Raw genomic sequence first — 14054 nt, forward strand, 5'->3', positions numbered from 1 at the left:
ATATCACTTAAATTGTGAAGAGGGAGTCTGCTTTAAATTACATACAAAATCCAGTCTAGTTCAGCTTTCCTGATAATACTTGAACAAAGCCTGTGTGCCTAAATCACCATAACCTTTATCTGCTAAGACCTCAAATTGCTTGAGAACTTGTTCTAGGACAGGCAATAACAGCTTTTGTCTGTCAGCTTCAGCTTTGGCAATTTTCATATCCTTGATGAAATGCTTGATAAAGAAACCAGGCTTGTAGTCATCGGTCTTGATCTTTTTGCTAGCATAATCCAATTGGAAAGAAGCAGCCGAACCTTTGGAAATAGCTTGATAGACTCTATCATAGTCAAGCTTATTTTTGAGTGCGTAGGTGATGGCCTCCATAGCTCCCGCTATATTGCCCGCAATTGCAATTTGATTAGCCATTTTACAATGTTGACCGCTACCTGCTTGACCAATGTAGTTAATGGTCGTTCCCATTGCTTGGAAAATAGGTAAAACTTGTTGATACACATTTTCATCACCACCGACCATGATCGTCAACTTACCATTAATAGCGCCAATATCGCCACCTGATACAGGTGCATCTAGGGCAAACATCTTAGCAGCCTGGGCTGTCTTATATATTGTATTAGCTAAGGCTGGCGATGACGTTGTCATATCGATTAAGACAGTGCCTTCTTTAGCGTGGCTAAATATTTCTTTGTAGCAACTTTCAACATTTTTAGGGTAACCAACGATCGTGATTACAACATCAACTGCTTCGACACAATCTTTAATTGATGCACAAAAATTAGCGCCATAGCTAGTTAAAGCCTGGGCCTTGCTAGCTGTACGATTGTAGACATTGACTGTAAAGCCAGCTTTGAGCAAGTTTTTGACCATAGCGGAACCCATTACGCCAGTTCCGATAAAAGCTATTTTCATTTTGACCTCCCTGAGTTTATGCGCATTGTCTATCTGCCTTTATTTTAGCCCAAAAAAGGGACTTATGCTTAGAAGAATTGCTAAAAGCTTGATGGAATTAACTTTTTTGCTTAGATGAAAAGGGCTATAATGATTTCAAATCATTATTTTAGATAAGGCGGTAGAGTTAAGATGGCAAGGGAGAAATCATGTGGCGCAATTGCTTTCACGTGTCTTAATGGTGTGCGATATTACGTGATTGTGCAGCAGATTGATGGCCATCATGGCTTTCCTAAAGGACACGTGGAAGGTGACGAAAGTGAAATAATGACGGCTATGCGTGAAATCAAGGAAGAAACTGGGCTTGAGCCCAAAATTATGCATGGCTTTCGTTATGAAGACAGTTATCTTTTGCCGAATAAAGCAGATACACTTAAGCAGGTGATTTATTTTCTAGCTGAATACAGCAATCAAATATTAGTACCACAAGCGTCAGAGATTAAGCAGATTGAGCTCTTACCTTATGATGAAGCTTATCAACGGCTAGAGTATTATAGCTTGAAGCGAGCTTTGCATTTAGCGGAGCATTTCTTACAGACGAGCAAGTAATGAGCATGTGTTAAGTAACTTTTGGCTAGTTGGCTGCATAGTCGAGGAGAGTAAAATGGCTATTTTCAAAGCATTAAACGATTATGTTGTTGAGATGCGCAGATATTTTCACGCACATCCAGAACTTTCTTGGCAAGAAGTTATGACCAGCGAAAAAATTCAAGCTGAGCTAACTAAGCTGGGCATTCCTTTCGTTAAGGGCAAAGGTACAGCTGTTATCGGCACAATCAAAGGTGGTCAGCCTGGTAAGAAATTAGGCATTCGTGCAGATATTGATGCTTTGCCTGTAACGGAGAAAACTGGTTTACCATTCTCATCTGAAAATAAAGGCGTAATGCATGCCTGTGGCCACGATGCGCATATTTCCATTCTTTTGGCAGCTGCCAAGTTCTTAAACGAGCAAAAAGCACAATTAAAGGGTGAAATTAGAGTTATCTTCCAATCAGCTGAATAGTTCATTCAGGATTCTGGTGCTAAATATTTAGCCGAAGAAGCTAGTATTATAGAACTTGATAATATATCGGCCTACATATACAAGGCAATATTGATTGTGGCAAAGCAGCTTTACAAGTTGGCCCAATTTTAGCTTCTGCTGATACGTTCGATATTTATGTACGAGGCAAGAACGGCCATGGTGCTTCGCCTCAACTTGCCATTGATCCAATTGTAGATGGCGCAGAAGTAGTCCAGGTTTTACAAGCTTTAGTTAGCATTGGAAAATATGTTGTATAACATCGGCGATTACAAGGACCATGCGAAATATATCAAATTATCCTTAGTCAAAGTTGAGCAACTTAATGCTACGATCAAAGCTATTTTAACTATTTCACGTTTGGAGGAGAGTTCTAACGTAGAAGGTGTAGACATTTCTAGTCTGGTTAGCCGGATTATCGCTGACAATGAAATTTGGCTCAAAGTCGCAAACTTACAATTGTCAATGAGCTTAAAGAGACGAAAATTGCCTTGTCCAAGTTAGCTGCTGAACAAGTTTTAAGGCAGGTGATAGGCAATGCAATTCGATATTGTAGAGAAGGTGGTTTAATCAAGGTATGGGCAGATTTAGATTGCCTCTATGTGTTTGATAGCTGCAATAAGCTCAGCGAGGCTGAAATTGCTCGCTCTTTTGAGCTTTTATCGAATGAATTAGTAGCCCATAGTAGCAGTTTAGGCTTATTCATTGTCAAAAATATACTTAACAAGTATAATCTCGATTTTGCTTTTACGAATGTAGATAATGGCATGTGCTTTAAGATACAGCTTAGCCAAAAGCGTTCCTAGCCCCAAAATTAACAATTATTGCCGCTTTTTCAGGCTGGGTGTGCTAAGATTGTGGCAGGTTAATAGGGGGCAGCATGAATTTTGAAGCAAGGACGATAGAATTAGATGGCTTTACCGTTACGATTATTCCCAAGCTAGGCTTGAAACGTATGTACTTTCGTTATTATCCGAACAAAGACATTATCAATGTTTCACATGATATTAGAGTTCCTGAGTCTGAAGCTATGCGATTTATAAGGCAGCAGCTTTTGAATTTAGCACCGAAAATCAAAAAAGCTAGGTTCAAACAAGCTAAACAGGATATTAATTATGTGACAGGTGATATTATCACGATTTGGGGCGAAGCTCATAGATTAGAAGTTAGATTAGGTGGCCATACTTATCGTTGCTGTCAAAAAGATGGAATTATTTATCTGTTTGCGCCTGAAACTTGTGACAAAGAAAAGCGAAAGAAGTTTTTGCTCAATTACTTGCGTACACAATTTTTGGAACGCGTGCAAGCTGTTACGCCTAGCTTAGAGCAAATATGTCACGTCAAGGCAAATACGTACCATGCCAAATTAATGAAAACACGCTGGGGTTCTTGCAATATTGTTAGTAAAAGCATTAATCTTAATTTGAGCTTGGTACACAAAGATCCTGCTTGCTTAGACTATGTGATTTGTCATGAACTGGTGCACCTCTTAGAGAGACACCATAATCAGCGCTTTTATCAATTGTTGGCTGAGTTTTATCCTGATTGGCAGCGAGCTAAGACCAAATTGGAAGCAGAATAGGAGTGCTTATGAAAATTTTACTAACAGGCTTCACGCCGTTTAATGGTGAAACTGTAAATCCAGCTTGGGAGGCAGTTAAATTATTAGCTAGCCCAAGTTCAGAACTTGAACTTTATAAACTAGAAGTGCCAACAGCTTATGATGAGGCAGCCCAATTGATTTGTAACGAAATAGACAAAATTCAACCAGATTATGTTTTAGCTTTGGGCCAAGCAGGTGGTGTAACTTGCTTGAATATTGAGTATGTGGGCATTAACTGTCAGGCAGCTAATATTCCTGATAACAAGGGCGTGCGAAGAGAGTATGTACAGATTGACGCTAAAGGACCGGCTGCTTATTTTGCAACATTGCCTGTCTTAAAATTAGTCAAAGCTTTGCAAGAAGCTAATATCCCTGCCAAAGTATCTTTGTCAGCCGGAACTTTTGTTTGTAATGATGTTTTGTACAGCATTTTGCATCACTGTGCTACACGTAAACTTAAGAGTAAATGTGGCTTTTTGCATGTGCCGTATTTACCAGAACAAGTTATAGCCAAACCAAAAATGCCATCAATGGCGTTAAGCGATATGTTAAAAGGCCTAGAAGTGATTTTGGCTGCGCTTCTTCAGATGGAAAAATAGCAATACTCAAAGTTGAGTGTTTATTGTTTAAGGTTGAGTGCCTTTATAGCAAAGATTAGAGGTTGTTTGTAGCTTAAGAGGTCTAAGATGGAGATTGTTTGTTTTCATAACCCATATGAGGAAAATGCTTGTTTTAGTAATTGGTACAGGTCTGAATTTAAGTTAGATGGTATCACGTTCAGCTCTTTAGAACAGTACATGATGTATGTGAAGGCTGTCTGCTTTCACGATGATGAGATAGCCAAATTGATTTTAGCGACAGACGATCCAGCTACAATCAAAGCTTTGGGGCGAAAGGTAGCCAATTTTGACAATAGCTATTGGAATGGCATACGCCAAATAGTTGTTTATAGGGGCTTAATTGCTAAATTTGCACAGGATGCAGATTTGAGGCAAAAATTAATCGAAACTAAACAAGCTGTATTAGCTGAGTGTTCCTTGGATGACAAAATATGGGGTAATGGTATAGCAATGAATGACCCTAAGCGCTTTGACCTAGCTAAGTGGAAGGGGCAGAATTTGATGGGCTATACCTTGATGATGGTTCGAGCAGCGCTAAAATAGGCCCAAAATGTATGCTCAAAAAGGCAATACGATAAGATTTAATTAGCAAGTCAATCACAATATAATGTGCTTAGCTTCACTGAACAGTACAATATCTTGTGTTATCTTAATTTCAAGATCACTCAAGGAGTTAAGATATGCTAGAAGATTTGAACAAACATTCGCAAACCCCATCTGATTATGCTTTTCACGATAATGGCTTTAATTTACGAGCTGTCAATTGGAACAAGATTGAAGATGAAAAAGATTTAGAAGTCTGGAATAGAGTTACGCAGAATTTTTGGTTGCCTGAGAACATCCCAGTTTCTAACGATTTACCTTCTTGGCATGAGTTAAATGCAGATTGGCAAACTTTGATTTTAAGAACTTTTACTGGCTTAACGCTGCTTGATACAGTACAAGCAACCGTTGGCGATATTGCGCAAATTAAAAATGTGATGACTGATATTGAGGCGGCTAACTACGCTAATTTTGCCTTTATGGTCGCTGTCCATGCAAGATCCTATGGCACAATTTTTTCTACTTTATGTTCAAGTGAACAGATTCAAGCAGCCCATGAGTGGGTGGTGAACAACGAGTTATTACAGGCAAGGGCCAAAGCCTTAATTCCTTATTACACACAGGATGATGCGTTAAAGTCGAAAGTAGCAGCAGCCTTGATGCCTGGCTTTTTGCTCTATGGTGGTTTCTATCTGCCATTTTATCTTTCCTCACGCGCAAAATTGCCTAACACTTCAGATATGATTCGCTTGATTTTGAGGGATAAGGTGATTCACAACTACTATAGCGGTTATAAGTACCAGCAGAAATTACAACATTTAGATGCTACAAAACAGGCTGAGATGAAAGAGTTTGTCTTTGAGCTGATGTTTAATTTGATTGCTTTAGAGAAAGCGTATTTGCGTGATTTGTATAAGGGATTTGATTTGGCTGAGGAAGCGATTCGCTTTAGCCTCTACAATGCTGGCAAATTTTTGCAAAATTTAGGCTACGATTCACCATTTACGCCTGAAGAAACACATATTTCACCTGAAGTGTTTGCACAACTTTCAGCTAGAGCAGATGAAAATCATGACTTTTTCTCTGGTAGTGGTTCGTCATACATTATTGGTACAAGTGAAGAAACGACAGATGAGGATTGGGAATTCTAATGGCTTTAATTGTTTATTATTCAAGTAAATCAAACAACACCCATCGCTTTGTCGAGAAGCTAAATTTACCCAAAGTTAGGATACCTTTAGCTGAGGGGGATAATTTAAAGGTCAATGAGGACTTTGTCTTAATTACGCCAACTTATTCAGGCGGCCAGAAAGATGCAGATGGGCATGTTTTGACGGCTGGGGCAGTGCCGAAAGATGTGATTCATTTCCTAAACCAGGTGGAAAATCGCAAACATTGTTTGGCTGTAGTTTCAAGCGGCAATACTAATTTTGGCGATAGCTATGCCATTGCTGGTCCTATCATAGCTAACAAATTACATGTGCCACTTCTGCATCAGTTTGAGCTATTAGGTACAGAGTACGATGTAGACAAAGTCAAACAAGCAGTTTTATGCATATTCAAGGAGCAAGTAAATGAATAATCAGCACAAAGAAGCGTATATTTCACTAAATGCCTTAACTCAGTTCAAAGATCAGCATGGCCATTATCATTTTGATGCCGATAAAGAAGCTGTCAAATTGTATATGCAAGCACAAATAATGCCGAAGCTGCTCAAATTCAAAGACATTCCAGCCAAATTGACTTATTTAGTTGAAAATAATTACTATGACGAAATTGTTTTGGCACAATATAAATTCGACTTTGTCGTTGAATTGTTTCAGAAAGCGGCTGATTTTAATTTCACTTTCCCAAGCTTGATGGGCGCGATGAAATTTTATCAATCATATGCCTTGATGACAGACGATAAGCAGAATTATTTAGAGACATTTGCCGATCGAGCTTGCATGAATGCCTTGTTTTTGGGCCATGGTGATGCACAATTAGCTAGCTGTCTATTAGACGATATTTTGCATAAGCGTTTGCAGCCAGCTACCCCAACTTTCCTAAATGCCGGCAAAAAGCGAAGAGGCGAGTTCGTTTCGTGCTATCTTTTGCGTTTGGAAGATAATATGGAATCAATCGCCCGTGGCATTTCAACCAGCTTGCAATTATCTAAACGAGGTGGCGGGGTGGCTCTCTGCCTAACGAATCTGCGTGAAAGTGGCGCGCCGATCAAAGGCATTGTCAATCAGTCATCTGGCGTGGTGCCGGTCATGAAGCTTTTGGAAGACTCTTTTTCATATGCTAACCAATTAGGCCAAAGACAGGGTGCTGGTGCTGTTTATCTCAACGTTCATCATCCCGATATTTTGCAGTTCTTGGATACGAAGCGCGAGAATGCTGATGAAAAGATCAGAATTAAATCCTTGTCCTTAGGCGTTGTCATTCCTGATATTACCTTCGAATTAGCTAAGGCAAATAAGGATATGGCTCTCTTTTCGCCATATGATGTGGAAAGAGAGTATGGTAAGCCTATGAGTGATATTTCAATTACTGACGAATATGCCAATCTGCTGGCTAATCCTAGGATCAAAAAGACTTATACCTCAGCGCGCAAATTATTCCAAACGATTGCCGAGTTACATTTTGAATCTGGCTATCCTTATATTTTGTTCGAAGATAGTGCCAACTTAAGAAATCCGCTTAAAAAAGTAGGGCGGATCATTATGTCAAATCTCTGCTCTGAAATTGCGCAAGTCAATACAGCCAGTGCTTACAGTGAAGATTTGACTTTTACCAAGGTCGGAGAAGATGTTTGCTGCAATTTAGCTTCGCTTAATATAGCTAAGGTCATGGAAGCAGCTCCTCAGTTTGCTGAAATTGTCGAACATGCTATCTATGGACTTAACCTAGTTTCACGTGCTTCTGACCTAGCTTGTGCGCCATCTGTCCAAAAGGGCAATTTGGGCAACCATGCTCTAGGCTTAGGCGCGATGAACTTGCATGGTTTTTTAGCAGAAAATCACATCTTTTACGATACAGAAGAAGCGGTTGATTTCACCGACATTTTCTTCTTCTGTTTAGCTTACCATGCCTTCAGTGCGTCGAATAAGTTGGCACAAAAAGTTGGTCCATTTGCCAATTTCGCTCTATCTGAATATGCCGATGGTACTTACTTCCAAAAGTATCTAAACGAAGATAAGCAGCCTAAAACGGCTAAGGTTAAGGAGCTTATTAAGAAATATCAGCTCAAGTTGCCGACAGCTTCCGATTGGCGCAATTTGGTTGAACGAATTAAGCAATCTGGCTTAGCTAATGCCCATCTCTTGGCCGTGGCGCCAACTGGCTCAATTTCATACCTATCTTCCTGTACGCCAAGTCTGCAAGCAGTTGTTTCGCCTGTCGAGGTTAGAAAAGAGGGCAAGTTAGGCCGTGTCTATGTCCCAGCTTACAAAATTTCGGCTGATAATTATGCATATTATCAGAAAGGGGCGTATGAAGTAGGTCCGAATGCCTTGATTGATATAGCAGCTGCAGCTCAAAAGCATGTTGATCAGGCCATTTCGTTGACTCTGTTCATGACTTCGGAAGCTACAACGAGAGATTTAAACAAAGCTTATATCTATGCTTTCAAAAAAGGTCTATCGTCTATTTATTATGTGCGCATTCGCCAAGAGGTGTTAGAGGGTAGCGAGCATTTAGCGGAAGATGCGCTGATCAGCAATTTGAATGAATGTGAGTCGTGTATGATTTGATGATTTAAAAGAGAGAAAAAAATAACGCCATACAGAAATGTCTGGCGTTATTTTGTGAAACCATATCTGTCATTTTTTAAGCTAGCTTTGTGCAAAATGAATGAAAATATTCCAATTTTTGTTAAATATATGTTATAATCAAGCAAGTTTATTATGTAAGAGAGGTAATGATATGAAAAAGAAAAAATTTAAAGGGTGCATATTTACTGTTTTGCTTGCTTTATTTAACTTTTTTCTTGTAATGCAAGTTTTTGCTGAACCTACGATTGATATTTTAATTCCGTCCGCTGGTCAAGCTAGTGTAATTCCACCTGGTAAAGATTTTTATGTTTTAGGCAATTTATATGGATTAGATAAACAAGCTGATTTAAGCTTAAAGGTTTATTTGACAACAGCATCAGGTGAAGTGGTCAGAGAGCTTGAAGCTATATCTTTTCACAAACCAGAAAATACTTATGTTAATTACGACCTATTGAGTTATTATGCTGGTTCTGACCGTTCGCCTTTGGCAAACGCGTTAATGCCTGACCTAGTTTATGATAACAAAAATATAAATAGTTTTGCAGATGCTTGGCGTAAAGTATGCTTTAGCACCAAACACTATGCTGCTTTGATTTCTGGTGGAGTTTATGATCGAGATTTACAGCTGGTTGGTAAAACTGGCGAAGTTTGGCGTGAACTAGAACAAGGAAATTATCAAGTAAAGGTTGTTTTAAGCCAAGATAATAAAGTGCTAGCAACTGCTACTAAAAATATAGAAGTAGCAATCAATCCCGATGTTGCTTGCTTCCGATTTTCACCTTCTATGCATTTTGATAGGGTTAAGGAATTCGCAAATTCTAATAATATTAAAATGCTAATCGATCCTTTAGCTGGATTCTGGCATCCTGCTGATAATTTAGCTGATTTCAAAAATAATTCTGTATTTGCTGAAATATTGCCTAAATGGCGTTGGAATGATTTAGCTGAGTATCAAAATAATCATATTCATTTCTTTATTTATAATGTTTCAGAAACATCTGCAACTTATAAGGTAGAGGTTGGGACAGCTCAAAAGCAAGGTATTATTGCTGATAATGAACGCTTTACATCGTACTATTACAGTTATGGTGAACCACAAATTAATGGTGCTAAGCCTGCTGAGTTTGTTAAATTTGCTAATGATCAATATCTAGTTTTAACTAGATTGGATTTTAACAGTGATGGACAAGAGAATTTGCTTGACCCAAGTAAATTAGATCAATCCAATTCTGTATTAAATATGGACACGAATAAGATTTTGTCAGTAAATCGAAAATTTGCTCTTTCTGGTTTGGTTCGTCCAATTCAAAATAAACAAATTGTAGATAATTCTGATAACACATTTGATTTTAACCATCGTTTGTTATTTGTACGTTATACTATTAGTAATGGTAAACAAAAACAAGTGTTTAACAGGAAAATTGGTTTGACCAGGATTATTGACAGTAGGAAGCGAGAATCGATTTTGGAGTTTGAACATGAATTTAATTTAAGTTCTAATTGGCATGGCTTAGTGAATGTTAAGGCTGAAGTGCTTGACGAAAATGGACAGGTCTATCCAGGCCAAACAACGCAATTAAGTTTGCAGGTTGCTTAAAACAGTTATGGCATGGTATGACAAATTACTTAATATTTTAAATACTTACAATCTATCTAGCAAAGACGATCTGTTTAATATGGTTTTTTCGGCTTTATGTGAATATGGCTTGGCTTCAGATACAGATATTGCAGAAAGAACAATTAAATTGTATTTGACAGATAAATCTGTCACGTTAGCAGATTTGCCGCTAAATTGGAAACAAGCTGTTTATGCTTATTTATGGCATAGAATAGGTAGATGTGCAGCAGATGATTGGGAAAAATATTGCTTAAATGAAGAGAAAGTTTTATTTACAGATGATAAAATAGATCAGTTGCGCAAAGAATATATATGTAGAGCTGATAGTGAGCTAAATATTTGTCGAATTTTGTTGAATTTGGATTTAGCTAAACATGGAAGTTTGCCTACGCAGCTACAACATATAAATTCTAACGAGCGAGAAATAATAAAATCAGACTTGCCTTTATTAGCTAAATTGGCAGGATTTTTACGATGAAAATAGGAACGAGGAAAAGTAATTAAAATGATTTTGACAACATCGACAAATTTATGTTGGGAACGACCTGATCGGTCAATTATGCCTTTGGAAAAAGCAATACCCCTTTTGAAAGATGCTGGCTTTAAGATTCTTGATATGAATTTTTACGATTGGGCTTTGCCAGGTTCTCTTTTCTTAACAGATGATTGGCGTAAGTGGATCGAAATGATAAAAGATGTTGCTGACGAAAACGGTGTAACTTTCGTACAAGGACACGCCTACACTTTTGATTATGCAAGTTTAGATGCTAATAGTGCTGAGTATAAATACCAACAAGATTTGGTTGAGCGTTCACTAGATTGCTTAGCTATACTTGGAACTAAGGTTTGTGTCACACATCCAGCAACATGTAGAACTATTCATTTAGTCAAAGATTCTAAAGCCTTAGCGTTAAAGTATATGTCCGAACTAGCTGATTATGCTGACATGTATGGTATGCGTATAGCTGTAGAAAATATGTGCGACAAAATTGAACCTTACCAGAGAAAATATTTCGTATCCTGTGAGGAAATTGCTGATTTCTTTGCTAGCACTAATGACAAACGACTTGGCTTATGTTGGGATTTTGAACATGGTTTGTTGATGAAACATCAGCAGGAAGAAATTTTAACAGAGCTAAATGATGTCCTTATAGCTACGCATGTTTCTGATAGCTTTAGTAATGTAGATACTGATTTGATGCATGTTCCGCCATTCTTTGGCCGTGGAAATAATTGGGCATCTATAATGGCGATGTTGAAACGAATTAATTATCAGGGCTGTTTCAGCTTTGAATCACATAATTTTACGAACTGGTTGCCAGATGAGGTTCTTACAACTGGCTTGAAGTTATGTCATCAAATAGGTGTGAAGTTATTAGCATTGTCTGAAGAAGACAGCAAAAAAAGTAGTAGGTAAAATATGGTTAAGTATGATTTAGTTGCATGTGATATTGATGGAACTTTGCTTGGCAGAGAAGAGAAATTAACCGATATACATCAGCAGCTTAAATGTTTTATCAAAGAAAATAAAATACCATTCACGCTGGTATCAGGGCGTTCTTGGCCAGGCTTACAGAAGTTGATAGATTTTTTTGAACCAGAGTTACCAGTAATTGGGAATAATGGAGGGACTGCTTATTACAAAGGTAATGTAATTTGGACATATGCTTTTAACGCCAAACCTTTGTGGCCAGCAATTTGCGAAGCTGCCAAACGTAATATGGCTATTGTGTACACAGTTGGAATGAATGAGTATGCTTATTTGCGTAATGACTATTTGCAAAATCAAATTGAGAAATTCGGTCGCTATGACAAAGTTTGGACAGCAAATGAGACAGAGTGGTCTAATTTATCATTAGACAAAATCATGATTATTGATCCAGCTAAACCAGGCCATATCGATGCTGTATTAGCGGCTATTCCTGCTGATTTTAAGCCTGAATTAAACGTTATCCGTTATAATGATCGTTCGGCTGATATAACTGCAGCTAAAGCAGATAAAGCTAGAGGTCTCAAAGATTTGAAGACTTATTTACATGCTAAGAAAACGATAGCTTGCGGAGATGATTTAAACGATATTGCCTTTTTGCAAGCTGCTGATCTCGGTATAGCGGTTGCTAATGCTCACAAGGAACTATGTGCTGTTGCTGATATAGTTACCGAAAAAGCCGGCGCAGAAGGTGTCTTGGATTGCTTACGGCACATCTTTAAGCCTAATATCTTATCATGAGGAGGGCATTAAACTTGAATACTAATTTAAGACATAAAATAGAGCCGTATTTATGGTTAGCACCTAGTTTTGTGTTGTTTGGTTTATTTACCTTTTATCCCTTTTTTATAACACTATACAAAAGTTTTTTTATTGTTGACCAGTTAGGTGCGGTAAGAAAATTCGTCGGAATTGACAACTATTTGCATATTTTGCAAGACCGTGATTTTATTCAGGCCATCGTGAATACCCTATATTTTGCTTTGCTAACTGTGCCAGCTTCCAAAGTGATTGGCTTACTCTTAGCCATTTTAGCTTATCGCAAAAGAAAGTTTTCAATTATCTACGAAACGAGCTTTGCAATTCCAATGACAATAGCTTCTTCAACAGCAGCTATGATTTTTCAGCTTTTATACGTTCCTACATTGGGCTTTATAAATGGTATAACAGGTCTTAATACTCGTTGGCTGACAGATCCTAAAATTGCAATGTTTGCTATTGCTTTTATTCAAATTTGGTTGTCTTCTGGATATGCTTTCGTCTTTTTGTTATCGGCTATTCGTAATATACCTGTATCTGTTTTAGAGAGTGCGGCAATTGACGGTGCAACTGGTTGGAAAAAGATTACGCGTATTATCTTACCGTTGATTTCGCCAACAATGTTTTATCTGATTATTATGGATATTCCTTTTAGTTTAATGATGGTTAGCTTGAACAATATTTTGACACAAGGTGGACCTAATAATGCCACTATGACATTAATGCTTTATATCTATAATCAAATAGCTCTTGTTGGTAACAACACTTATGCTAATGCAGCAACAATGGTAACTTTCATTTTAACTTTAATCTTTATATTGTTAGGCTTTACCTTTGAGAAAAAGGGGGTGCATTATCAATGATGAAACATAAGTTTAACGATTATATTTTTCAAGTGCTTTGCTTATTGGTAGCGTTTATTGTTATTTTCCCTATTTTGTATGCCATAGCTGTTTCATTTATGAATGCAGAAGACATTTTAGCAAGACCGCCTCATTTTTTGCCACCCAGTATTACTTTAGAGAATTATAAGGTGGCTTTCACGCGAACATTATTGGGCAGATACATTTTTAACTCGTTTATTGTTGCCTTGATTTCTAGCCTTTCAAGAATTATTTTAGGTGCTATGGCAGCTTATGCATTTGTATTCTTTGAATTTAAAGGCAAAAAGTTCTTGTTTATGTTATCTTTATGCACGATGATGGTGCCAGCTGAAGTAGTGTTGGTTTCGAATTTTACTACAGTTTCACGTCTAGGCTTAATTAACACCTATTTAGGCGTATGTATAATCTTTTTGGTTTCAGCTAATAATATTTTTATTCTTCGCCAAAATTTTATGACGTTAGATAAGTCATTGTGGGAAGTTGCGCAATTAGATGGCTGTAGCAGAGTGAAGTTTTTCGGATCGGTTTTGTTACCAGTAGCTAAGCCTGTGGTTATAACCATTTTCTTATCGTCATTTGTCAATTTGTGGAATCAATATGTCTGGCCATTAGTAGTAACCAGTCGAAATGAAATGCGAACCATTCAAGTTGGTATTACTATGCTGAAAGATCGTGAATCGACAGCCTTTGGACCAGTTATGGCTGGTGTTGTGATTTCCTTGCTGTTTACGGTTTTGATATTTGCGTTGTTCCAGCGTAAAATAGTGGCTGGAATGATGTCCGGTTCATCTAAAGGTTAATAAAT

Annotated in this window: 17 protein-coding genes; 16 read left to right on the plus strand and 1 reads right to left on the minus strand. The window is 37.8% G+C overall.

The genetic code is table 11. The annotated features are described in order from the left end of the window. Nucleotides 1-60 precede the first annotated feature (60 nt). Nucleotides 61-915, minus strand: a complete 855-nt coding sequence (locus PYS62_RS03340; protein WP_066714487.1) for an NAD(P)-dependent oxidoreductase — start codon at nt 913-915, stop codon at nt 61-63. Between the two features lie 171 nt (nt 916-1086). On the opposite strand from PYS62_RS03340, the gene PYS62_RS03345 reads away from it, so the two are divergent. The 16 genes from PYS62_RS03345 to PYS62_RS03420 all read left to right on the plus strand — a co-directional run bounded on the left by PYS62_RS03345 (nt 1087) and on the right by PYS62_RS03420 (nt 14049). Continuing rightward, nucleotides 1087-1503, plus strand: a complete 417-nt coding sequence (locus PYS62_RS03345) for a bis(5'-nucleosyl)-tetraphosphatase (protein ID WP_066714486.1) — start codon at nt 1087-1089, stop codon at nt 1501-1503. A gap of 55 nt (nt 1504-1558) precedes the next feature. Next, nucleotides 1559-1957, plus strand: coding sequence for a M20 metallopeptidase family protein (locus tag PYS62_RS03350; RefSeq protein ID WP_315574147.1), 399 nt, complete (start codon nt 1559-1561; stop codon nt 1955-1957). A 267-nt stretch (nt 1958-2224) separates the two neighbouring features. Further along, entirely contained in the window at nt 2225-2479 is a 255-nt protein-coding gene (locus PYS62_RS03355) for a hypothetical protein (protein ID WP_066714485.1), read from the plus strand. Continuing rightward, nucleotides 2467-2781, plus strand: coding sequence for a sensor histidine kinase (locus PYS62_RS03360; protein ID WP_066714482.1), 315 nt, complete (start codon nt 2467-2469; stop codon nt 2779-2781). Before PYS62_RS03355 ends, PYS62_RS03360 begins: the two co-directional genes overlap by 13 nt. Nucleotides 2782-2855: 74 nt before the next feature. Continuing rightward, nucleotides 2856-3557 carry a M48 family metallopeptidase gene (locus tag PYS62_RS03365; protein WP_066714480.1) on the plus strand — a complete coding sequence of 234 codons (702 nt, stop codon included), beginning with the start codon at nt 2856-2858 and terminating at the stop codon, nt 3555-3557. An 8-nt stretch (nt 3558-3565) separates the two neighbouring features. Then, nucleotides 3566-4177, plus strand: coding sequence for a pyroglutamyl-peptidase I (gene pcp / locus PYS62_RS03370; protein ID WP_066714478.1), 612 nt, complete (start codon nt 3566-3568; stop codon nt 4175-4177). 87 nt (nt 4178-4264) lie between these two features. Beyond that, entirely contained in the window at nt 4265-4741 is a 477-nt protein-coding gene (locus PYS62_RS03375) for an NADAR family protein (RefSeq protein WP_066714477.1), read from the plus strand. A 137-nt stretch (nt 4742-4878) separates the two neighbouring features. After that, the gene (gene nrdF, locus PYS62_RS03380; RefSeq protein WP_082714354.1) at nt 4879-5892 is read left to right on the plus strand and encodes a class 1b ribonucleoside-diphosphate reductase subunit beta; all 1014 of its coding nucleotides are present in this window, start codon (nt 4879-4881) and stop codon (nt 5890-5892) included. Further along, on the plus strand, nt 5892-6323 hold the full coding sequence (nrdI, locus tag PYS62_RS03385; protein ID WP_066714476.1) for a class Ib ribonucleoside-diphosphate reductase assembly flavoprotein NrdI: 432 nt from the start codon (nt 5892-5894) through the stop codon (nt 6321-6323). The genes nrdF and nrdI overlap by 1 nt, the downstream gene beginning before the upstream one ends. Continuing rightward, on the plus strand, nt 6316-8478 hold the full coding sequence (nrdE, locus tag PYS62_RS03390; RefSeq protein ID WP_066714475.1) for a class 1b ribonucleoside-diphosphate reductase subunit alpha: 2163 nt from the start codon (nt 6316-6318) through the stop codon (nt 8476-8478). The genes nrdI and nrdE overlap by 8 nt, the downstream gene beginning before the upstream one ends. Nucleotides 8479-8650: 172 nt before the next feature. Next, on the plus strand, nt 8651-10096 hold the full coding sequence (locus PYS62_RS03395) for a hypothetical protein (RefSeq protein ID WP_066714471.1): 1446 nt from the start codon (nt 8651-8653) through the stop codon (nt 10094-10096). Further along, nucleotides 10089-10595 carry a hypothetical protein gene (locus tag PYS62_RS03400; RefSeq protein ID WP_315572612.1) on the plus strand — a complete coding sequence of 169 codons (507 nt, stop codon included), beginning with the start codon at nt 10089-10091 and terminating at the stop codon, nt 10593-10595. The genes PYS62_RS03395 and PYS62_RS03400 overlap by 8 nt, the downstream gene beginning before the upstream one ends. 27 nt (nt 10596-10622) lie before the next feature. Next, nucleotides 10623-11534 carry a sugar phosphate isomerase/epimerase family protein gene (locus PYS62_RS03405; RefSeq protein ID WP_066714467.1) on the plus strand — a complete coding sequence of 304 codons (912 nt, stop codon included), beginning with the start codon at nt 10623-10625 and terminating at the stop codon, nt 11532-11534. 3 nt (nt 11535-11537) lie between these two features. Then, entirely contained in the window at nt 11538-12347 is an 810-nt protein-coding gene (locus tag PYS62_RS03410; RefSeq protein ID WP_066714466.1) for an HAD-IIB family hydrolase, read from the plus strand. Nucleotides 12348-12361: 14 nt separating this feature from the next. Then, nucleotides 12362-13228: a carbohydrate ABC transporter permease gene (locus PYS62_RS03415; RefSeq protein WP_315574148.1), complete on the plus strand. Its 867-nt coding sequence runs from the start codon at nt 12362-12364 to the stop codon at nt 13226-13228. Then, nucleotides 13225-14049, plus strand: coding sequence for a carbohydrate ABC transporter permease (locus PYS62_RS03420; RefSeq protein ID WP_066714463.1), 825 nt, complete (start codon nt 13225-13227; stop codon nt 14047-14049). Before PYS62_RS03415 ends, PYS62_RS03420 begins: the two co-directional genes overlap by 4 nt. The last annotated feature ends 5 nt before the right edge of the window (nt 14050-14054 follow it).

It is taken from the genome of Amygdalobacter nucleatus (assembly GCF_029167365.1).
Lineage (GTDB): Bacteria > Bacillota > Clostridia > Saccharofermentanales > Fastidiosipilaceae > Amygdalobacter > Amygdalobacter nucleatus.

Excerpts from the sequence above, each read along its gene's own strand:
- PYS62_RS03340 (WP_066714487.1), bottom strand. The coding sequence starts at position 915 with ATGAAAATAGCTTTTATCGGAACTGGCGTAATGGGTTCCGCTATGGTC.
- PYS62_RS03345 (WP_066714486.1), top strand. The coding sequence starts at position 1,087 with ATGGCAAGGGAGAAATCATGTGGCGCAATTGCTTTCACGTGTCTTAAT.
- PYS62_RS03350 (WP_315574147.1), top strand. The coding sequence starts at position 1,559 with ATGGCTATTTTCAAAGCATTAAACGATTATGTTGTTGAGATGCGCAGA.
- PYS62_RS03355 (WP_066714485.1), top strand. The coding sequence starts at position 2,225 with ATGTTGTATAACATCGGCGATTACAAGGACCATGCGAAATATATCAAA.
- PYS62_RS03365 (WP_066714480.1), top strand. The coding sequence starts at position 2,856 with ATGAATTTTGAAGCAAGGACGATAGAATTAGATGGCTTTACCGTTACG.
- pcp (WP_066714478.1), top strand. The coding sequence starts at position 3,566 with ATGAAAATTTTACTAACAGGCTTCACGCCGTTTAATGGTGAAACTGTA.
- PYS62_RS03375 (WP_066714477.1), top strand. The coding sequence starts at position 4,265 with ATGGAGATTGTTTGTTTTCATAACCCATATGAGGAAAATGCTTGTTTT.
- nrdF (WP_082714354.1), top strand. The coding sequence starts at position 4,879 with ATGCTAGAAGATTTGAACAAACATTCGCAAACCCCATCTGATTATGCT.
- nrdI (WP_066714476.1), top strand. The coding sequence starts at position 5,892 with ATGGCTTTAATTGTTTATTATTCAAGTAAATCAAACAACACCCATCGC.
- nrdE (WP_066714475.1), top strand. The coding sequence starts at position 6,316 with ATGAATAATCAGCACAAAGAAGCGTATATTTCACTAAATGCCTTAACT.
- PYS62_RS03395 (WP_066714471.1), top strand. The coding sequence starts at position 8,651 with ATGAAAAAGAAAAAATTTAAAGGGTGCATATTTACTGTTTTGCTTGCT.
- PYS62_RS03405 (WP_066714467.1), top strand. The coding sequence starts at position 10,623 with ATGATTTTGACAACATCGACAAATTTATGTTGGGAACGACCTGATCGG.
- PYS62_RS03410 (WP_066714466.1), top strand. The coding sequence starts at position 11,538 with ATGGTTAAGTATGATTTAGTTGCATGTGATATTGATGGAACTTTGCTT.
- PYS62_RS03420 (WP_066714463.1), top strand. The coding sequence starts at position 13,225 with ATGATGAAACATAAGTTTAACGATTATATTTTTCAAGTGCTTTGCTTA.